A 21,270-nucleotide genomic window follows, 5' to 3' on the forward strand; every position below is an offset into this window, starting at 1 on the left:
ACCTTCGCGATAGATGGCCGCGCACGTCTCTTGGTAGACCCGTGTTGCACGTGAACCAGCGTGCCACGTTGAACCATCCCGGATGGGTGGTTTTGCGAAGGGGGAGGGGAGATGGCCAAACAATTGCTTGCGGCAACGATGCTTATCGCTTGCTTGCCAACGCTCGGCGCGGCCGAGGGCTTGAAGAACAAGCCTCTGCTTACCTACAGCGCAGCCGAGAAGATGATCGCAGCCTGTTTCGCGGCGCAGGCGGCCGCCGGGTACGCGAAGGTCAACGTCGTCGTGGTCGACGACGGGGGGCGGTTGATTGCTGCCGCGCGGCAGGATGGGGCGTGCAAGGCCTGCACCGACATTGCGCAGAACAAGGCGATCACGTCGTCGCTCTATGCCGCGCCGACCCGGGCATTTGCCGATCTGTCCTTTGGTGTGAAGCGCGACGGCGTTAATGCCGGATTGCCGGGTGCGGCCTTTGTTCCCGGTCTGGTGGCCTTCGCAGGTGGTCTCCCCATCAAGACTGCGACGGACGATGTCATCGGCGGCATCGGTGTCAGCGGCGGCAGCGAGGATCAGGACGAAAGCTGTGCGCAGGCTGGCCTCAACGTAGTCTCCAAAAGCCTGAACTGAGTGATGGCATGATCGAGAACCCGTTCTACGGCCGCGAAACGCAAGGCGAGTTCAATCTCCATGAGCTCGGCAACCTCATCCTTGAAAGCGGCGAAACGCTCCGCGGTGCAAAGCTGGCTTACCGTACCTTCGGGAAGCTGAACGCAACGAAGTCCAACGCCATCCTGGTGACGACCTGGTTCTCGGGAACCGGCAAGGTGATGGAGGACGTCTATGTTGGTCAGGGCCACGCACTTGATCCCGATCGCTACTTCATCGTCATCGTGGATCAACTCGGCAGTGGCGTGTCATCATCGCCGCAGAACACGCCCGCGCCTCAGGCGATGGCGAAGTTTCCGAAGCTTGCCATCGGCGACGATGTCCGCGCGCAACGCCAGATGCTGACAGACCTGTTCGGGATCGAGCGGCTAGCCCTCGTGATCGGTGGATCGATGGGCGGCCAGCAGGTTTATGAATGGGCCGTCGCCTATCCGATGATGGTTGAACGAGCCGCGCCGATCGCTGCGACAGCGCGCATTTCGCTGCACCAGCAGGTCTTCATTGAAACCCTCAAGGAAGCGATCACGTCCGACCCGAGCTGGAATGCCGGCTGGTACGCCTCGGGCTTCGCTGTGCGCGAGGGCATGGACCGGATGGCGCGGATCGTCGCGATACTCGGCTGGTCTGCGCAGTTCTACCAGGAGGAACGTTGGCGCAGCGTCGTTGGCATGTCGTCGCTGGACGATTTCATCAACGGCGTGATGAAGGCTTACTTCGAGCCGATGGATCCCAATGTCCTGCTGTGCGAGATGCACAAGTGGCAACGGGCAGACGTATCGCGGCATACCGCGGGTGACCTCCCCCGGGCGCTGGGGCGCGTCAAGGCAAAGACGATGGTCATGCCCATCAGCCACGACGGTTTCTTTCCCCCGCAGGAATGCGAGGCCGACTATCGACTGCTACCGGACGCCTTGTTCCGGGTGATCGAATCCCCTGAAGGCCACATGGGGCTGAACGGATTCGAGCCCGGATACATGGAGCAGGTCGATCGTCATCTGAACGAGCTGCTAGCCACCTGACGATTTCCAAACCCGGTCCTAGATCGCCCCCGAGTCCTGTCGTTTCGGGGAACGGATGGGCATGTCCCGACGACCGCGCCTGAGGACGCGTGCAAGATGCAACAGAGCAAGGGCAAGGCGCTCAACGTGAGAGGCGCCACCAAGACCTACCGAACGCAATCGGGTGAAGTTCACGCATTGAAGGACGTCGACCTGACCGTGCGGCAGGGCGAATTCATCGCCGTCGTTGGACCCTCCGGTTGCGGCAAGACCACGTTGCTCTGGTCGATCGCCGGATTGCACAAGCTGACCTCAGGTGCCATCGCCCTTGGCGAGGAATGGATCACTGGTCCACATCCGAGCATCGGCATGATGTTTCAAGAAGCGAATCTTCTGCCCTGGCGGACGATCCGCAAGAACATCGAGCTTCCGTTCGAGATCCGGGACATGCGGCCGGACGCAGCGCGGATCGATACGTTCTTGCAGCGGGTAGGGCTGAGCGGTTTCGGCGACAGGATGCCGCGCGAACTGTCGGGAGGGATGCAGCAGCGCGCGTCCATCGTGCGTGCGCTGGCAAGTGACCCTGCGGTCCTGTTGATGGACGAACCGTTCGGGGCGCTCGACGCCTTCACCCGCGACGAGATGAACAAGCTGGTGGAGGAGATCTGGCTGGAGTCCCGCAAGACGGTCGTCCTGATCACCCATTCGATCGCGGAGGCCGTGTTCCTGGCCGACAAGGTCTACATCATGAGCGCACGGCCGGGCCAAATCGCGCGAATGGTGGACGTTCCATTTGCGCGGCCAAGGTCGCTGGACCTGATGGAATCGCGCGAGTTCTTCGATCTCGTCAACACGATCAAGCACGACATTCAGCACCAGCGGCCGGCCACGCCGGCTGCCGTCATGGCAAGATGAGGGAGCCACCATGAGCCAGCCGACGCAGACCGGTACCGGCATCGCGGGCGCAACGGGAATTGCGAGCGGGCTCAGCGACCAGGGAGGCAAGGAAGTCGCCGCGATCATCGCGGTGGCCCTGCTCGTCATCGGCGGCGGAGAACTGCTGCTGCGCCTGTTCGAGGTGCCGCGATACATCCTGCCGACTCCTTCGGCCATCGCCAGCGTGTTCTTCTCGCACGAGATCGCGACCATCTGCGAACACTACTCCTACACGTTGATCGAGCTCTTTGCAGGCTATGCCGTCGGAGCCTCGATCGGGTTGGTGCTGGCCGCGGTCATCACGCAATTCCCGTTCGTGGAGAAGGTGATCACGCCCTACATCCTGTTGCTGGTGACGACGCCGATGCTGGCACTGGTGCCACTCTTGATCCTGAACTTCGGTTTTGGGTTCACGCCGCGGATCATCGCCGTCGCTCTCGCGTCCGGTCCGATGGTGATGATCAACGCAGCCACCGGATTTCGGCGCGTCGACGCGATGAAGATTGCGCTGGCGCGATCCTGCGGGGCGTCGACCCTCCAGATCTTCACGAAGATCCGCATTCCGATGGCCATGCCGATGGTGATCGTAGGCCTGATGATCGGGGCGATCTTCGGCATGATCACCGCGGTTGGCGCCGAGATGTCGGGCGGCGGATTCGGGCTTGGCAGCCGCCTGACAACCTATTCTTCAACGCTTCGAATGCCGGAGTTCTTTGCGTGCATCGTGATCCTCGCTGTCACCGGGATCACGATCTACGCCTTCTTTTTCTGGCTCGGGAAGCGGCTGGCCGGCTGGGAAAGCTAGACGGAAACGGGCGAAACGCCGCGCTCGACCCGGAACATACGAACATCGCGGCCCAACCAACGAGGGAAGAAACTCCATGACTCAGCAAACGATGACGCGTCGGCGGCTGCTGCAAATCAGCGCCACCGGCCTTGTGACCACCACCGTTCTCGGCGACGGCCTGCTGACCACGGGCGCGGCTCAGGCCAAGCCCTACAAGTCCCGCTTCACCTGGATTTCGCCGCGCGGCACGATCGAGGTGATGGACGACTACCCTTACTGGGTGGCCAAGAAAATGGGCTATTTCGGTGATCTCGGGGTGGAGACCGATATGGAGCCGGGCCCCTCAGACGGGACTGCGGTGGTGAAATTCCTGGCGGTGCAGCAGGCCGATATCGGCTTTCCCTCGCCGGGCGTCCTGTCATTTGCGGTCAATGCGGGGATGGACCTCGTCTCGGTGTTCGGCAGCGGCTTTCTCGACCTCTTCAACGTCGCTTTCCGCAAGGGCGAGGGAGTCAAGGATCTGAAGCAACTCGAAGGCAAGACCGTGCTTCTGGGGTCGGCGGCCTGGCAATCGATCTGCGACCCCATGTTCGCCGCCGTCGGCGTCAATCCCAAGAAGATCACCTACGTCGAGGCCGGCTGGCCGACCTGGACGACCGCACTGGCCAGCGGACAGGGCAATGCCTGCCTTGCCTGGGAGGGCCTGCGCGCCGATCTGGGCGCGAAGGGCCTCAACTTCGACTACTGGCTTGGCATGCGCGGCTCGCCTTTGCCGTCGAATTCGCTGGTCGTGCGGAGGTCCGATCTGGAGGATCCCGATCGGCTCAAGTTCCTGAAGAAGTACCTGAGGGGCTGGGCCATGGGCAGCGAGTTCGCCGACCGTAACCCGCGCGCAGCCGCAGACATCGTGTTCAAGGCATTGCCGACGACCAAGGCAAACTACGGTCCGCGTGCAGGCACGGAAAGCCTCATGCAGATCCACCGCACCTTCAAGGGCAATATGGCAACACGCGCCGGCTGGGGAGAGCACAACATTCCGGCCTGGGACGGTTTTTTCAAGATACTGAAGACGATTGGCCAGTCGAGCATCGACATCGATACGGCCCGCTATGTCACCAATGAATTCGTCGCCGGCGCGAATGACTTCGACAAGGCGAAGGTTCATGCCGATGCCGATGCTTATGTACTGCCCGCCGACCTCGCGGCGATCGACATGGCCGACGTTGAAGCAAAATTCTACAACAACGTGATCAATTGATAGAACCAGCGGCGCTGGCGGACACTTGCCGAAGTGTGGCTATCTTGGTCACCCGAAGGGTCGAGCTCAGCTCTCGGCGCTGCTGCCTCGCCGGGCACTTACCTCGCGGTGCCCGGCGAGGTATTGCATTGGGCCTGATGTTCCGAACAAAGAGACAGTCAGAATGGCGCAGTTCATCAACTCCAGGGAACACATCGTTCAAGAGGCGCTTGACGGTTTGATTGCCACTTCTGGTGGCCAGCTTGTCCGGCTGGACGGTTACCCATTCATACGCGTGGTCGCTCGCTCGGATTGGGATCGGTCCCGCGTCGCGGTGATCTCCGGCGGCGGATCCGGTCATGAGCCGGCGCATGCTGGCTTTGTCGGCCCGGGCATGCTGACGGCGGCGGTATGTGGCGACGTCTTTGCCTCTCCGTCCGTCGACTCGGTGCTGGCGGGAATCCTGGCCGTGACGGGAGAGGCGGGGTGTGTCCTCATCGTCAAGAACTACACCGGCGATCGCCTGAACTTCGGCCTTGCTGCCGAACGGGCACGAGCACTTGGCCGGAAGGTGACCATGGTCATCGTCCAGGACGATATCGCCATCCCGGACATCAACCGTCCTCGCGGCATCGCAGGGACGCTCTTCGTCCACAAGCTCGCCGGAGCAGTGTCCGAGCGCGGCGGCGATCTGGATGCCGTGACTGCCGCCGCGCGTCGCGCGGCCTCGAATGTCATGAGCATCGGGATGTCGCTGGACACCTGCACCGTGCCTGGTTCGCCCAAGGAAAGCCGAATCCGATCGGGCGAGATCGAGCTGGGGCTTGGCATTCATGGCGAAGCCGGTGCTGCGAAGCTTCCCTATCTTGGCGCACGTCAGGCCATGGCCGATGCCGTCGCAAAGTTTCTCCCAAGAATGAACGGGAAGAGTTATGCGGCGCTTCTGAACAATCTTGGTTCTACGACGGCGCTTGAAATGTCGGTCCTTGCGGAAGAATTGCGGCAGTCCGCGATCGGGCCCGCGGTGTCCCATATCGTTGGTCCTGCCTCGATGATGACGGCGCTCGACATGCATGGCTTTTCGCTCACGCTCTATTCGCTGAGCGCCGAGGACGAAAAACTGCTGGCCATGGAAACGCCACTGCGTAGCTGGCCGGGGCTTAGAGCTTTCGTGGTGCCCCGCGTCGTGCCGTTGCCCGATGGATTGGCTCGCGTGCGGCCGACTCCCTCTGCCGACCCAGCAACCGAAGAATTGCTCATCCGGTGTTGCAAGGCGTTGATCGGCGCGGAGGCCGATCTGAACGCGCTCGATGCCAGAGCAGGAGACGGCGATACCGGATCGACGCTCGCCAGCGCAGCGCGCAACTTGATCCAGAACATTGGTCAGCTTCCGCTGTCGAACCACGCGCAACTCTATCGGGCATTGGGGCAGGAACTGAGCCAGACCATGGGAGGCTCTTCGGGTGTTCTGCTTGCGATATTCTTCGCTGCGGCAGGGGACGCGGTATCTAACGGGCATAGCCCGATCGATGCGCTCAGGGTTGGACTGGCAAGGATGCAGGAGATCGGTGGCGCGCAACCGGGGACCGGACCATGATCGACGCGCTGCTGCCCGCGCTCGATGCCTTGCCGCAGGGGCTGACCGAGGCAGCCCGCGCAGCAAGAAAGGGGGCACGTCTGACGGCCACCATGTCCAAGGCAAATGCTGGACGGGCCGCCTACATCGGTGCGGAACAGTTGCAGGGGCATGCCGACCCCGGCGCGGAGGCCGTCGCGAGATTGCTTGAGAGCCTGTGCTAAGCCGGCGTCGGACGCGCATATGCGCGATGCGCCGCCTCAGGGATCGATGATGATCCTGCGGAAGGCACGCAGCAGTTCGGGCTCGAGGTTTTCGTCGTCGAGTTGCAGCGGGCCCGGCGCGATCAGGACCGCGTTGTTCAGCGTCCCGTACAGCATCTGGCAGGCGAAACGAACCCGGTGTTCGAGATTCGGATCGTCGGGAGAGCTCAGCGAAAGCCGCGCCACCAGACGGTCGGCGTGCTCTTGTCCGCGTTTCCTGGACGGCTCCCACAAGGCGGGCTCGACCATGCTGCGGCGGATGGTTGCGCGGATCAAACCGCGGCGCTTGCGGTAAGCGGCAAGAGTTGCGGCGATGACCTCCGCCAGAATGTCGTCGATCGGCTGGTTCGGATCGCTGGCCGGTGGTGTCAGGACTGGGTCGTGCTCGGCGGCTTCGCCGACGAGCGCGCGAAAGAACCCGTCCTTGTCGGCGAAGCGGCTGTAGAACGATCCGACCGAGCAGCCGGCAGCCAGCGCGATTTCTGCGACCGACAGATCGTCGAAATCCTTGATCTCGCAAAGCTTTTTTCCGGCGCGCACCAGCGCGTCACGGGTCGCGCGGCTGCGCGCCTGCTTGGCTGGCAAAACGTCGGTGGGCTCAGCGTGGCTCATTGTCCTTGACCGAAATTCGAATTTGAGTTCATATTCATATTACAAGATCGATCTACCACTCTGAAGAGTGTTTGGCAAAAGAACCAAAAACAGGGAGCAGCCCATGTCATACGACACCCTCACCGTCTCCAAACTCACCGGTGGATGCGGCGCCGAAGTGCACGGCCTCGATCTGGCGCGCGATCTCAGCAACCGCCAATGGGACGAACTTCGCCACGTCTTCTTCGACCATGGCGTGATCTTCTTCCGCGATCAACAACTGACGCCGGAGCAGCACATCGCGTTCGCGCGCCGGTGGGGGACGATCGACGTCAACAAGTTCTTCGTGCCGGTGCCCGGCTATCCCGAGATCGCCGAGGTGCGCAAGGAGAAGGAGCAGAAGACCAATATCGGTGGCGGCTGGCACACCGATCACAGCTACGACGCCGAACCCGCGATGGGATCGATCCTGCTGGCGCGCGAAGTGCCGGAGGAGGGCGGCGATACGCTGTTCTCGAACATGTACCTTGCCTACGACGCGCTCTCGGACGGGCTGAAGCAGACCCTGGGCAGTCTGCGTGCCATCCATTCCTCCGAACATGTCTTCGGCGCCAAATCCGTCAGGTCGAATGCCGAGCGGCCGAAGCGCAACGAGCATCTCGCGGTCGGCGAGGTGTCGCATCCGGTTGTCATCACCCATCCGGACAGCGGCAAGAAGGCGCTCTACGTCAATTCGGGCTTCACCTTGCGCTTCGAGGGGTGGACCGCCGACGAGAGCCGGCCGCTGCTGGAGATGCTCTATCGGCATGCAGTCCGTCCGGAGTTCACCTGCCGCTTCCGCTGGCGCGCCGGCTCGATTGCGTTCTGGGACAATCGCTGCACGTGGCACTACGCCGCCAATGATTATCACGGGCATGACCGGCTGATGCATCGCATCACGGTGGCCGGCAGCAAGCTGTCCTGACTGAAGAGCCAAGCTGGGACCGGCATCGCATGGATCGTCCAGGCGATGCCAACTCGCACGCCGTCAGGCCGATTTGGAGCGACGGTCCTCGGCGATTGTAGCAAACATCACTCGAAGGCAATCGGTGGCGGACAAACGTCCGCATCGAGCGCTGCGAATGCTCGCACCCGATCGCCCGGCGCCGCGCGAGCGGCCATCCATTGATGCCAAGCGAAACAGGTAGCCCGCCCCCTCGATGAGAACGGAGAAAGACGCGATCGGCCTGTTGCGTCGCGTTTTAATATCAAGTATTAGATCGAGTATCAATTGAAGGTTCCGATGGATTGCCCGCTGTACCGTGGGCAGGACGACGCCAGATGCAGTTTCGTTTCTCTGACAAATCGCTCGCATTGCAGGACAGCCTCGAACAGTTCTTTCGTGCGGAGATCCTGCCTCGCAATCGCGAGTGGCATGCCCATACGTCCAAGCACGGCGCCGCGCCGCCCTTCCTTGCCGCGCTGAAGGCGGAAGCGCGCAAGCGGGGCCTTTGGAATCTCGGGCTTCCGGACCTCAGGGACGACCAGCCCGGCACCCGATTGACCAATCTCGAATTCGCGCCACTGGCCGCGATCATGGGCCGACTGCCGTGGGCGCCGATCGTCTTCAACTGCAATGCGCCGAATGTGCCGAACATGGAGATGTTGCAGAAGTTCGGCAGCGTCGACCAAAAGCGGCAATGGCTTGATCCCCTGCTCGAGGGCAGGATCTGGACCGCCTTCGGCATGACCGAGCCGGACGTCGCCTCGTCCGACGCACGCAACATTCGCACGTCGATCCGAAAGGATGGCGGCGACTACGTGATCGACGGTCGCAAATGGTACATCTCCGGCGCCAACCATCCGGATTGCAAGATGCTGCTCGTCGTCGGCGTCATCGATCCGGACGCCAGCAGCGCCGCCAAGCACTCCGTCGTCATCGTTCCGATGGGAACGCCGGGTCTCGAAATCGTGCGGCCGGTGCCGGCCTTCGGCCGCGACAGGGAATTCGCCGCCGAAACGGTGCTGCGCAATGTTCGCGTGCCGCAATCGAATCTCCTGGGTGAGGAAGGCGCCGGCTTCGCCATGGGGCAGGCCCGGCTCGGGGTCGCTCGCGTGCATCATTGCATGCGCAGCCTCGGCAGTTGCGATGTGCTGATCCAGCTGATGCGCGGCCGCGCGTCAGGCCGGCGCGCATTTGGTCGGCCGATCGGCGAGTTCGCCAACATCCAGGACATGATCGCGCTGTCGCGCATCGAACTCGAGCAGGCAAGGCTGCTGGTCTACAAGACCGCCTGGCTGCTCGACGAGGGCGGGGCCGCCGCCGCGCGTCGCGAGATCTCGATGATCAAGGTGGCCGTCGCGCGCACCTTCAGCGCGATCGCGGATCGCGCCGTACAGGTTTTCGGCGCAATGGGCGTCTCCGACGACACGCCGGTTTCGTCTGCCTATACCGCCGCCCGCGCCATGCGCATCTACGACGGTCCGGACGAGGTTCATCTGCGCACGCTGTACCGGCTCGAGCCAGATGAGGTCGCTGGCGACAGCGCGCATTATCTGCTCGGTGAAAGAGGGCTCTGACTGGATCAATGACCACACGCCAGGCCAATTCGCTCGACAATTTGTTTCGCCCGAAATCGATCGCCGTCATCGGAGCATCGGCAACGCCGACCAAGATCGGCGGGGTGCCGATCGCGCATCTGCTCCGCTACGGCTATCGGGGTGACATCTTCCCGATCAACCCGCAGCATCAGACCATCCAGGACTTGCGCGCCTATCCGGATGTGAGGGCCGTCGGCAAGGACATCGATCTGGCCATCGTCGCGGTGCCCGCCGCCATCGCGCTCAATGCGTTGAAGCAGGCGGCCGAGGCGAACGTGAAGTCGGTCGTGCTGTTCACCTCGGGCTTTGCCGAGGTCGGTGAAACCGGTGCGATGGTGCAGCGGCAGATCGGCGAGCTTGCGCGCACGAGCGGGATGCGCGTCCTCGGTCCCAACTGCCTCGGCGTGATGAGCGGCGAGAGCGGCGTTTACGCCACCTTCAGCCCCGTCGCCGGCACCGGCATCGTGAAGCAGGGCAATATCGGCCTCGTCAGCCAGTCCGGTGCGTTCGGCGGCTTTGCCTATTCGCTGGCGCGTGAACGCGGAATCGGCCTCAGCCATTGGGTGACGACCGGCAACGAGGCCGACGTCGACATGTCCGACTGTTTCGATTGGATGATCGACGACGCATCGACCAGGGTCATCCTTGCCTACATGGAGGGCTGTCGGGACGGCGCGAAACTGGTCCGGGTGCTGGACAACGCGCGCGCAGCAAGGAAGCCGATCGTCATCGTCAAGGTCGGCCGTACCGATCTCGGTGCGGCGGCCGCGGCGTCGCACACGGCGGCGCTCGCCGGAGCGGATGCGATCTATGACGCGGTGTTCAAGCAATACGGCGTGCACCGCGCCACCACCATCGATGAGGCGTTCGACGTCGCCTACGCCGTATCGGTCGGCGGACTGCCGCGCGGCCGCTCTATCGGCATGCTGACCGCGTCGGGCGGTGCGGGCGTGCTGATGGCGGACGAGGCCGCGAGCCTCGGGCTGGATGCGCGTGAGATGCCCGAGCATGCACAGAAGCAGATCCTGGCGCGCGTGGCGTTCGCGTCCGCGCGGAATCCGGTCGACGTCACGGCGCAGATCACCACCGACGAGGAATTGTTGCCGCTGTCCTACAGGCTCATGCTGGAGGACGCGAACTACGACAACCTCGTCATCTTCCAATCCGCCGCGGGACTTTCACCGCGAGGGCCTGAACTCGTGCAGCAAGCCGTCGAGATGCGCGCGAAGTATCCGGATCGCGTCATCGCCCTGTCGAGCCTGTTCACGCCGGAGCTTCATCGGCAACTCGACGACGGCAAGGTGCTGGCATTCGCCGATCCGAGCCGCGCCGTGCGCGCGATCGCCGCATTGGCCGGTTTTGCCGCGAGCAGTGTGTCCGCCGAGAAGGTGGTCGCCTCACCCGCGGTGCAGCTTGCCGATGCGACGCTCAGCGAAGCCGGAGCTCTCGCGGCATTGCAAGCCGCCGGCATCCCGGTCATGCCGCATCAGGTGGCAACCAATGGCGCTGAAGCCGCCGCGGCCGCTGAACGGCTCGGCTTCCCCGTGGTGGCCAAGATCGTCTCGCCGGACATCCTGCACAAGACCGAGATCGGTGGCGTGCTGCTCAATTTGCAGGACAAGGACCAGGTCGCGAAGGCATTCGATGAACTGACGGCACGGGCCAAGCAGGCGAAGCCGCATGCCAGGATCGAGGGCGTGCTGATTGCGTCGATGATCAAGGGCGGCGTCGAGTGCATCCTCGGTATGCAACGCGATCCGGTGTTCGGTCCCGTCGTCATGTTCGGCCTCGGCGGCATTCTGGTCGAGGCGCTGCGCGATGTCAGCTTCCGCCTCGCTCCGTTCGGCAAGGCCGAGGCACACCGCATGATCGACAGCATCAAGGCGCGCGCCGTGCTCGACGGCTGGCGCGGTGCGCCGGCCGCCGACATCGACGCGTTGTCGGACGCCTTGGTCGCGCTGTCGCGCTATGCGGCCGCCGCCGGCGACAAGCTCGAGAGCATCGACATCAACCCGTTCGTGGTGCTGCCGAAGGGCAAGGGCGCGATGGCCCTCGATGCGGTGCTATTGATCAAGCAATCGAAACCCTGAGACAATTGGGAAGCAGCGATGTCAAACGAGTTCAAGGGCCGGATCGGACGCACGGTCTCCGAGTCGAAGCCCTGGTGGCCCGATTATCCGCGTCCGCGCGATGGTGCGCCGAACGTCCTGGTGGTGCTGTTCGACGATCTCGGCTTCTCGCATCTCGGCTGCTACGGTTCCTCGATCGAGACCCCGAACATCGACCGGCTCGCGGCGGGCGGTCTTCGCTTCACCAATTTTCACACCACCGCGCTGTGCTCGCCGACACGGGCGTCGCTATTGACCGGCCGCAACCATCATTCGGTGGGCATGCGCGGCCTCGCCAACTGGAACACCGGCTTCCCGAACTGCACCGGCACCGTCGCGAAGAGCGCGGGGACGCTGGCGGAAATGCTGCGGCCGGGAGGGTATTCCACCTTCGCGGTCGGCAAATGGCATTTGACGCCGATGGAAGAGACCTCGGTCGCGGGACCGTTCGACCAGTGGCCGCTGTCGCGCGGGTTCGATCGCTATTACGGCTTTCTGCAAGGCGAGACCGATCAGTTCACGCCGGAGCTCTACTGCGACAACCATCCGGTCAACGCGCCGCGCTCGCCGGAGCAGGGCTATCACCTCACTGAAGACCTGGTCGATCAGGCCATCACCATGGTGCGCAGCCAGAAGTCGGCGATCCCCGAGAAGCCGTTCTTCCTCTATCTCGCCTTTGGCGCGACGCACGCCCCGCATCAGGCGCCGCAGAGCTACGTCGACAAGTACAAGGGCCGCTTCGACGCCGGCTGGGATGCGATCCGGCAGCAATGGTACGAGCGCCAGAAGGAGCTCGGCATCATTCCGCCGAATACCGAGCTTGCACCGCGCAACCCGGGTGTCGCGCCCTGGGACGAACTGCCCGACACCCAGAAGAAGCTGGCGCTGAAGTTGCAGGAGGCGTTTGCCGCCTTCCTGGACCATACCGATGCGCAGATCGGCCGCCTGGTGTCCTTCCTGGAGGACATCGGCGAACTCGACAACACGCTGATCCTCCTGATGTCCGACAATGGCGCCAGTCAGGAGGGCGGACCGCTTGGCGTGATCGACACCTTCAAATACTTCAACGGCATCCCCGAGACGCTGGAAGAGATCAGCGCCCGGATGGACGACATCGGCGGACCGAAGTCGCAGACCAACTATCCCTGGGGATGGGCGCAGGCCGGCAACACGCCGAACAAGCGCTACAAGCAGAACACCCACGGCGGCGGCATCCGCGATCCCTTGATTGCGCACTGGCCGAACGGCATTTCCGACAAGGGAGGCATCCGCGACCAGTTCCACCATGTCACCGACATCACGCCGACCGTGCTCGACATCGTTGGCGTCGCGCCGCCGGAGAACGTCAACGGCATCGCGCAGATGCCGATCCATGGTGTCAGTCTCGCCTACACTTTCCCGGCGCAGGCGAAGGCCGAGCCGTCGCGCAAGGGCGCGCAGTATTTCGAGATGTTCGGTCATCGCGGCATCTGGGCCGATGGCTGGAAGGCCGTCACCTTTCATCCCGCCGGCAAGCCGTTCGATGAAGACCGGTGGGAACTCTACAATCTCGCGAACGATTTCTCCGAATGCCGGGATCTCGCAAAGGATAACCCTGCGAAGCTGAAGGAGATGGTCAATCTGTGGTGGTCCGAGGCGGGGCGCTTTGGCGCGTTGCCGCTGGACGATCGCAGGGAGGAATTGTGGCGGCCGACGCCGCGACAGGGCACGCCGCGCAACCGGCGCCGGTTCGTGCTGTATCCGCCGGTCGCGCACATGACCGGCGAGGTGTCGCCGCCGCTCGGCAATCGCAGCTTCGTTGCGACGGCGGAGGTCGAGCGACCGACCGCGACGTCGGAGGGCGCCATCTTCGGTCTCGGGACGCGCAATAACGGCCTGGCGTTCTACGTGCTCGGCGACAGGCTGGTGTTCGACTACAACCTGTTCACGCATCACTACAAGGCGATCTCGAGCCGTCCGATCCCGGCCGGCAAGTCGACGCTGTCGGTCCATCTGGAAAAGCTGGGCGAGCGCGGCAGGGCGACGGTCTCGATCGACGGCGTCGCCTGCGGCAGCGTCGAGATCCCGAAAATCCTGCGCATGATCTCGTCCAACGGGATGGATGCGGGCTGTGACGGCGGCTCGGCGGTCAGTGACGACTACGAGGCGCCGTTCGTCTTCCAGGGCAAGATCAGCCGGCTGGTGATCGAGCTTCCGGATCGCTCGAAGAAGGATGAAGCCGAGGCCGCTGCCGTGAAGGCCAAGGTGGAGATGTCGCGGCAATGAGCGGTGCTGCGACATCGTGCTGTGGTCCAGGCAGCAGCGCGGCGAGGGCGTCGCGCGGCTGCGACCTGGCAATGCCTTCGCCCGGCGTTGCGGGCGAAGGCGACGATGACATGGCGGTGGTGCCGTCCGGCAGCTTTGCCTATGGCTGCGACCGTCGCGAGGGCAATCCTGCCGACGGCGAAGGGCCGTCACACCGGGTTGACGTCGATGCGTTCCGGATCGACCGTTGCGCGGTGACGAATGCGCGCTTCGAACGCTTCGTCGCCGCGACCGGATATATCTCCGACGCGGAACGGATCGGCTGGTCGTTTGTATTCGCGGGCCTGTTGCCCGATGATTTCGAGGAGACGCGTGGCGTTGCCGCCGCGCCCTGGTGGCGCCAGGTCCATGGCGCCAGTTGGCGGCATCCCGAAGGAAGGCATTCCGATCTCGCATCGCGATCGGATTTGCCGGTGGTCCACGTGTCGCATCACGACGCCCTCGCTTTCTGTACCTGGGCGGGCAAGCGCCTGCCGACCGAAGCGGAGTGGGAGAAGGCCGCGCGCGGCGGCCTTGAAGGCCAGCGCTTTCCCTGGGGCGATGATGAAACGCCGAATGGCGAGCACCGTTGCAACGTCTGGCAGGGCACCTTTCCGAGCCGCAACAATTCGGACGACGGATATTACGGGCTCGCACCGGCGGATGCCTTCGCGCCGAACGGCTTCGGCCTGCACAACATGGCCGGCAATGCGTGGGAGTGGTGCAGCGACTGGTTCGCCAGCAACCGCTTTGCGGATGGCGCAGCGGCAGGGCTCGTCAATCCGCGCGGTCCCGTTCAGGGGACCCATCGCGTAATGCGCGGCGGCAGCTATCTCTGCCATCCGTCCTACTGCTGGCGCTATCGCAACGGGGCGCGGTCGGCCTCGACGGCGGACAGCACGACGGGGCATGTCGGCTTCCGCTGCGTGCGCGATTTTACGACTGAAACAAGCGTGTCGCCGACAGGAGAGTTTCAATGAGTTCCGCATTTCAGGGCAAGATCGGTCGTACCGTCCATGAATCGACGCCGCATTGGCCGGAGTGGCCGCGGCCGCGCGCCGATGCGCCGAACGTGGTCGTCGTGCTGTTTGACGACCTCGGATTCTCCCACCTCGGCTGCTACGGCTCCTCGATCGCAACCCCGAACATCGACAAGCTCGCCGCCGGCGGATTGCGCTACACCAATTTCCATACCACCGCGCTGTGTTCGCCGACCCGCGCTGCGTTGATGACCGGATGCAACCACCACTCGGTCGGGATGCGCGGCCTCGCCAACTGGAATACGGGCTTTCCCAACTGCACCGGCACGGTGTCGAAGAGCGCGGCGACCATTGCCGAGGTGCTGCGCCCCTCCGGCTATTCGACGTTTGCAATCGGCAAATGGCACCTGACGCCGATCGAGCATACCTCGCCGGCGGGTCCATTCGACCAGTGGCCGCTGGCCCGTGGCTTCGACCGCTACTATGGCTTCCTTGATGGCGAGACCGACCAATGGCATCCGGAACTCACCAGCGACAACCGCTCGGTGGCGCCGCCGAAGACGCCGGAGCAGGGGTACCACCTCTCGGAGGACCTGATCGACAACGCCATCGAGGTCGTGAAGTCGCAGAAGGCCGCGGTCGCCGACAAGCCGTTCTTCCTCTATGTCGCCTTCGGCGCGACCCACGCGCCGCATCAGGCGCCGAAGCCATACATCGACAAGTACCGCGGCAAGTTCGACGCCGGGTGGGACGTCGTCCGGCAGCAATGGTACCAGCGGCAGAAGCAGCTCGGGATCATTCCCGAGGATACCGAACTCGCGCCGCGCAATCCGGGCGTCAAGCCGTGGGCCGAGCTGTCGCCGGATGAGCAAAGACTGGCGCTGCGGTTGCAGGAGGCTTTCGCCGGCTTCCTCGAGCATACCGACGCGCAGATCGGCCGGTTGATGGACCACCTGCGTGAAACCGGCGAGCTCGACAACACGCTCTTCATCCTGACGTCGGACAACGGCGCCAGCCAGGAGGGTGGACCGCGCGGCATGGTCAACTACTCGCGCTACTTCAACGGCCGGCTGGAGGATCTCGCGGAGAGCATCGCGCGCCTCGACGACATCGGCACGCCGAACGGATTCAACAACTATCCGTGGGGCTGGGCGCAGGTCGGCAACACGCCGGGCAAGCGCTACAAGCAGAACACCCATGGCGGCGGTATCCGCGATCCCCTGATCATCCACTGGCCGAAGGGGCTGGCCGAGAAGGGCGGCGTCCGTCACCAGTTTCATCATGTCACCGACATCGCACCGACGATCTTCGAGCTCGTCGGTGCCGACAGGCCGCAGACCGTCAACGGCGTGCCGCAGATGCCGATGCACGGAACGAGCCTCGCCTACACGTTCCCGCCGGAGGCAAAGCAAACGCCGACCACCAAACAGGTGCAGTATTTCGAGATGTTCGGGCACCGGGGCGTCTGGGCCGACGGCTGGAAGGCCGTCGCCTATCACGAGCCGGAAACGCCGTTCGAATCCGACAAGTGGGAACTCTATCACCTCGACAAGGATTTCTCGGAATGCCGCGACCTGGCCGGCGAGCAGCCCGAGAAGCTCAGGCAGATGATCGAGCTGTGGTGGAGTGAAGCCGGTCGCAACGGTGTCTTGCCGCTCGATGATCGCCGCGCCGAGCTCTGGCGCGCGGGCACCGGATGGGCGGACCCGCGCAGCCAGTCGCGCTACGTCTACCGGCCGCCACTCCCCGAGATGCGCATGTCGGTGGCGCCCGCGCTCGGCAATCGCAGTTTCACGATCACCGCAGCGATCGAGCGCGAAACGGCCGATCAGGACGGCTGTGTCGTCAGCTTCGGCGATGGGCGCGGCGGTCTTGCGCTGTACCTGCTGCGGGGCCGTTTGCACTTCGATTACAACGTGTTCGGCCAGCATTTGAAGCTGGTCTCGAACCGGCAGGTGCCCACCGGCAAGACCACCGTGAGCGTCGCCGTGGAGCGGCTCGGCAAGGTCGGTCGCGCCACGGTGCTGATCGGCGGCGAGCCGTGCGGCAGCGTCGAGATTCCGTTCCTGGTGCGCCGCTTCTCGACGGGCTCCTTCAATCTCGGTTCCGATCCTGGCGTCGCCGTCAGCGACGACTACGCGGCGCCGTTCGTCTTCCAGGGCAAGCTTGGCGAGGTCGTGATCGAGATTCCGGAGCGGACGTCGGCCGAAGCCAGGCAGGCGTCGCGGGCCGATGTGCTGGCCGACCTGGCGAGGCAGTGAGGCGGACGCGGGACGCGCCTGGGCGTGCCGAAAGGATACGGTTTTGCGACACGTCGCTGTCTCAAGGCCGTTGCGCTGCGATCTAATATAGGATATTAGATCGCGTATCAGGGGAGGATGCAGCTTGGCCGTCGACAGCACAGAGACGATCAATGAGTTGTTGAACGTCGCGGAGCGGCTGTTTGCCGCCGAAGGCGTCGAGCAGGTCGCGCTCACCCGGATCGTCAGTGTCAGCGGCAAGAAGAACCGATCTGCCCTGCACTATCATTTCGGAACGCGCGAGGCGGTGGTTGCCGCGGTACTGGACCGCAGGCTCGCGCACATCAACCAAACCCGTCATCGCCTGCTCGACGAGATCGAAGGCTCCGAGGGCGAGCTGTGGGCGCTGATGGAGGCGCATGTCGCAGCGCTTGCGCTGGTCGTGGTCGACGAGCCCTGGGGCGCGGACTACGTGAAAATTCTCGCGCAAGTCACGTTCCGGCCCCATCTGCTCGGCGACGTCGGCGTGAGCGACGCCAACCTGTCGTCGGTTCGCCGTTTCAGGCGGCTGGTGGAGAAAAGCCTGCCGGACATCCCGCGCGTGATTCTGTCCGCGCGTCGTCGCTGGTTCGGCGACAGTATCGTCCATGCGCTGGCGCGCTGGACATATCGGACGCCGCGGTCGCGCCAGACGCGCGAAAACATCCAGACTCTCATCGTCGGTCTCGTCGATTACGGCGTTGCCGCGATGTCCGTTCGCCCAAGCGAAGCCGGTCGCGTGCAGCATCCGAGTTTGCGCATGCCGAGCAAGGTCGTGCGTCGCGAGGAGTGATCCGGCACCGCCGCACGGGATCTGCCGATCGCGGTGAACCGGAGACATCTTCACTCAATCGCCGGCGTGTCGGGTCGACTGAAGTCAACCGTGGCAGTCGGAAGAAAGGTGCTTACTCGGATACGCGGCATGACGTGATTTGTGACGTTCTACAATTCGAAGAAAAAACACCAAGGGGGGAATGATGAAGTTCGTTGGAAGCCTGTTGCTTTCATCGGCCGCGGTGATCGCCGTGGCCGGCGCCGCTCAGGCGGCAGATCTGCCCGTCAAGGCCAAGGCCATTCAGTATGTGAAAATCTGCTCCGCCTATGGTCCAGGTTTCTACTACATCCCCGGCACCGATACCTGCATCAAGCTGGGAGGCTTCATTCGTGCCGACATGCTGGTGAACAGCAACACCGACAATGTCGGCAACACCGGCGGGCCGGCCGGCGCGAACAATCGATTCACCAACGGCTACACCACCAAGACGACCTCGAACGTCCGGATCGATACCCGCACCGAAACCGAGTACGGCACGGTGCGGACCTACATGGAGTCGGTCTTCGTCTGGATGGGCAGCAGCTACACCGCCAACCCGGCTGCGCCGGGCTCGACGATCTATTCCGCGATCGGCACGGTGCCGGCGCCGAACAATGCGACCACGGGCAACGTGGCGGCCGGAGGATTCGCGCTCTACAACGCGTTCATCCAGTTCGCAGGCTTTACGATCGGCCGGGCGGTTTCGCAGTTCAGTGCGCCCTGGATCAACTACCCCGGCAACAACTTTGACGGACTTGTCGGCGGTGGCGGCACCGTCACCGGCGTCAACCAGTTCTCGTATACTGCCGACTTCGGTCAGGGAGTTGCGGCGACGATTTCCGCGCAGGATCCGACCGCATATTATCAGGCCGGCGTCAACAATCTCAGCGCAGGCGGCGCGTACGGCGTCAGCGATTACGCCGGAACGACCGTTCCCGATATCGTGGCGATGTTCCGCGTCGATCAGGCCTGGGGCCTGTTTCAGGCTTCGGCCGCGGCGCACGATAACAATGTCGCGTATTACGGCGGCGCCGGCTTGCCCAACGGTGGCACCGAATTGGCGGGCCATCCGGACGACAAATGGGGCTGGGCCGCTCAACTGGCGCTGTCGATCAAGAACATCCCGACCGGACCCGGCGACACGATCAACCTTCAGGCCGTCTATACCGACGGCGCCACGCGCTACAACATCCAGGATCTCTCCGCCTTCTCGACCGCCAACACGGTGTATGGCGGCTCGAGCCTGCCAGGGGCTTACCAGAGCGTAGGTCTCGGCATGGCGCCCGACACCATCTTCGCAAACGGCACCCAGCAGCAACTCATCCAGACGTGGGGCCTCAACGGAGCCTACACCCACAACTGGAACGAGGATTGGAACACGGCGGTGTACGGTGCGTATGCGAAGGTCTCGTACAACGCTGCGGCCAAAACCCTGATCTGCGGCGGTGGCGCGGGGATCGGCTCGTTTCAGGCAACGTTCGGTGCCGGCGTGACAAGCTGCAACCCGGATTTCTCCCTCACGCAGTTGGGCACCATCACGCGCTGGACGCCGGTGAAGAACCTGACGTTCTCGGCTGATCTGACCTACACCCATCTCGATCAGAACTATGCCGGGACGGCGGTGATGTCGAGCGGAGCGCTCGGCAAGCCGCTTGCAACATATGAGCTCAAGAATCAGGACACGTTTCTGCTGCTGCTTCGGGCTCAGCGGAACATGTAGAGCATGATCTGGAAGCGTACGGAGCGGTCGTCCGAAAGCCTGGTTGCCGACCATCGCGCGATCCACGGCTTGGCCCCGTTGCGCTTCGCCATGCGGGCCTGCCGTTTCCCGGGCCTGAGCGCCTTCCACGATCGCACTGCCGGCATGCGGAAATGCCGGCGGGCAATGACGATTTCTGTAGCGACGGCTTCCGGCGCGTCGCGCGGGAGACCGGCGGACTTGAATGCCTGGCGCGTCACGACGCGAGCGATGTGGCTGCGCCGACAAGCCAGGGAGGAACCGATGATGGGAAATGCACGAAGGATTCGCGGATGAGCTCCCTAGCGACATCATTGTCGCGTCGCCTCGGTGTCGCGTATCCGATCTTCGGCTTTGCCCATTCCATTGATGCCGTGGCGGCGGTCAGCAATGCCGGCGGCATCGGCATCTACGGCGCGACCCGCGACACGCCCGAGGAAATTCGCGAACGCCTCAAGCGGCTGCGCAAGCTGGTCGGCGACCGGCCATTCGGGGTCGATCTGGTGCTGCCGAACGGGATGCCGCCGCGCGACGACCGCGAAGCGATCGAGCGCGAGTTGCCCGAGGCCCATCGCCGTTTCGTCGCCGGGCTCTATCAGCAGTATGGGGTGCCGCCGGCCACCAAGGCCGGCATGCGCTCGCGCTTCGTGCGTTCGGTCGAGATGGCCGAGCAGCAGATCGAGGCCGTGCTTGGCTCCGACGTCAATCTGTTCGCGTGCGGGATCGGTGCGCCGCCGGCGGCCGTCGCTGAAGCGAAGGCACGCGGCAAGCTGACCGTTGCACTGATCGGTTCGCCGCGCCATGCCAAGGGCGCGCTCGACAGCGGGATCGACGTGCTGGTCGCGCAGGGCTACGACGCCGGCGCCCATACCGGATCGATCGGCACGTTCTCGCTGGTGCCGCAGGTCGTCGACATCGCCGGCGGCGTCCCGGTGGTGGCTGCCGGAGGCGTCGCCACCGGCCGGCACATCGCGGCCGCGCTTGCGATGGGCGCCGAGGGCGTTTGGCTCGGCACCGCCTGGCTCGCAACCAAGGAGCATGCGCTGGCGCCGACCGCGCTGAAGAAGGTACTTGCGGCGCGCAGCGAGGATGCCGTCATCAGCCGTGCGGACAGTGGCAAGACCTTGCGCCAGATCCGCAGTGCCTGGAGCGACGAATGGAGCGCGCCGGATGCGCCCAAGCCGCTGCGCATGCCCTACCAGGACATCCTGGTCGGAGATCTGCTCGGCGCCATCGACGAGCACGACATCGAGCCGCTGGTCCACGTCCCGGCCGGCCAGAGCGTCGGCTACTTCGACAAGCTCACGACGGTCGCGGACACCATGCAGAAGCTCGTCGGCGAAACAGACGCCGCGTTGCGGCGGCTCGCGACAGGAGCCCGATTCCGCGAGTGATCGCGCGCCACCAAAGCAAAAAAGAACAGAGCCGGAGGAGTTC

15 protein-coding genes and 1 pseudogene are annotated in these 21,270 nt (G+C 64.0%); 15 read left to right on the plus strand and 1 reads right to left on the minus strand.

What is annotated here, in order from left to right; translation table 11 throughout:
• The first annotated feature begins 111 nt into the window (after positions 1-111).
• The 6 genes and pseudogenes from CWS35_RS08545 to CWS35_RS08570 all read left to right on the plus strand — a co-directional run bounded on the left by CWS35_RS08545 (position 112) and on the right by CWS35_RS08570 (position 6,421).
• Positions 112-624: a heme-binding protein gene (locus tag CWS35_RS08545; RefSeq protein WP_210202777.1), complete on the plus strand. Its 513-nt coding sequence runs from the start codon at positions 112-114 to the stop codon at positions 622-624.
• A gap of 8 nt (positions 625-632) precedes the next feature.
• A complete protein-coding gene (locus CWS35_RS08550; protein WP_043855291.1) occupies positions 633-1,682 on the plus strand; it encodes an alpha/beta fold hydrolase in 1,050 nt (349 codons plus the stop codon).
• Between the two features lie 96 nt (positions 1,683-1,778).
• Positions 1,779-2,576, plus strand: a complete 798-nt coding sequence (locus CWS35_RS08555) for an ABC transporter ATP-binding protein (RefSeq protein ID WP_100951634.1) — start codon at positions 1,779-1,781, stop codon at positions 2,574-2,576.
• Between the two features lie 10 nt (positions 2,577-2,586).
• Entirely contained in the window at positions 2,587-3,402 is an 816-nt protein-coding gene (locus CWS35_RS08560) for an ABC transporter permease (protein ID WP_024578665.1), read from the plus strand.
• A gap of 76 nt (positions 3,403-3,478) precedes the next feature.
• Positions 3,479-4,642: an ABC transporter substrate-binding protein gene (locus tag CWS35_RS08565; protein WP_024578666.1), complete on the plus strand. Its 1,164-nt coding sequence runs from the start codon at positions 3,479-3,481 to the stop codon at positions 4,640-4,642.
• Between the two features lie 163 nt (positions 4,643-4,805).
• Positions 4,806-6,421, plus strand: a pseudogene (locus CWS35_RS08570) (dihydroxyacetone kinase subunit DhaK).
• Between the two features lie 36 nt (positions 6,422-6,457).
• Here the strand turns inward: CWS35_RS08570 and CWS35_RS08575 are convergent.
• A complete protein-coding gene (locus CWS35_RS08575; RefSeq protein WP_100951635.1) occupies positions 6,458-7,072 on the minus strand; it encodes a TetR/AcrR family transcriptional regulator in 615 nt (204 codons plus the stop codon).
• A gap of 103 nt (positions 7,073-7,175) precedes the next feature.
• Here CWS35_RS08575 and CWS35_RS08580 point away from each other — a divergent pair, with 103 nt between their 5' ends.
• The 9 genes from CWS35_RS08580 (at position 7,176) to CWS35_RS08620 (ending at position 21,227) form a co-directional block, all read left to right on the plus strand.
• A complete protein-coding gene (locus CWS35_RS08580; RefSeq protein WP_100951636.1) occupies positions 7,176-8,015 on the plus strand; it encodes a TauD/TfdA family dioxygenase in 840 nt (279 codons plus the stop codon).
• 356 nt (positions 8,016-8,371) lie between these two features.
• Complete coding sequence (locus CWS35_RS08585; protein WP_100951637.1) at positions 8,372-9,610, plus strand: acyl-CoA dehydrogenase family protein; 1,239 nt, start codon at positions 8,372-8,374, stop codon at positions 9,608-9,610.
• Positions 9,611-9,618: 8 nt separating this feature from the next.
• A complete protein-coding gene (locus tag CWS35_RS08590) occupies positions 9,619-11,721 on the plus strand; it encodes an acetate--CoA ligase family protein (protein ID WP_100951638.1) in 2,103 nt (700 codons plus the stop codon).
• 18 nt (positions 11,722-11,739) lie between these two features.
• Positions 11,740-14,004: an arylsulfatase gene (locus tag CWS35_RS08595; protein ID WP_100951639.1), complete on the plus strand. Its 2,265-nt coding sequence runs from the start codon at positions 11,740-11,742 to the stop codon at positions 14,002-14,004.
• Positions 14,005-14,075: 71 nt separating this feature from the next.
• Positions 14,076-15,002, plus strand: a complete 927-nt coding sequence (locus CWS35_RS08600; RefSeq protein ID WP_245438914.1) for a formylglycine-generating enzyme family protein — start codon at positions 14,076-14,078, stop codon at positions 15,000-15,002.
• Positions 14,999-17,263 carry an arylsulfatase gene (locus tag CWS35_RS08605; protein ID WP_100951641.1) on the plus strand — a complete coding sequence of 755 codons (2,265 nt, stop codon included), beginning with the start codon at positions 14,999-15,001 and terminating at the stop codon, positions 17,261-17,263. Before CWS35_RS08600 ends, CWS35_RS08605 begins: the two co-directional genes overlap by 4 nt.
• A gap of 124 nt (positions 17,264-17,387) precedes the next feature.
• Positions 17,388-18,074 carry a TetR/AcrR family transcriptional regulator gene (locus CWS35_RS08610; RefSeq protein ID WP_024578675.1) on the plus strand — a complete coding sequence of 229 codons (687 nt, stop codon included), beginning with the start codon at positions 17,388-17,390 and terminating at the stop codon, positions 18,072-18,074.
• Positions 18,075-18,258: 184 nt separating this feature from the next.
• On the plus strand, positions 18,259-19,815 hold the full coding sequence (locus CWS35_RS08615; RefSeq protein ID WP_024578676.1) for a porin: 1,557 nt from the start codon (positions 18,259-18,261) through the stop codon (positions 19,813-19,815).
• Positions 19,816-20,126: 311 nt separating this feature from the next.
• The gene (locus CWS35_RS08620; protein WP_100956150.1) at positions 20,127-21,227 is read left to right on the plus strand and encodes a nitronate monooxygenase family protein; all 1,101 of its coding nucleotides are present in this window, start codon (positions 20,127-20,129) and stop codon (positions 21,225-21,227) included.
• Positions 21,228-21,270: the final 43 nt, after the last annotated feature.

It is taken from the genome of Bradyrhizobium sp. SK17, from assembly GCF_002831585.1.
Lineage (GTDB): Bacteria > Pseudomonadota > Alphaproteobacteria > Rhizobiales > Xanthobacteraceae > Bradyrhizobium.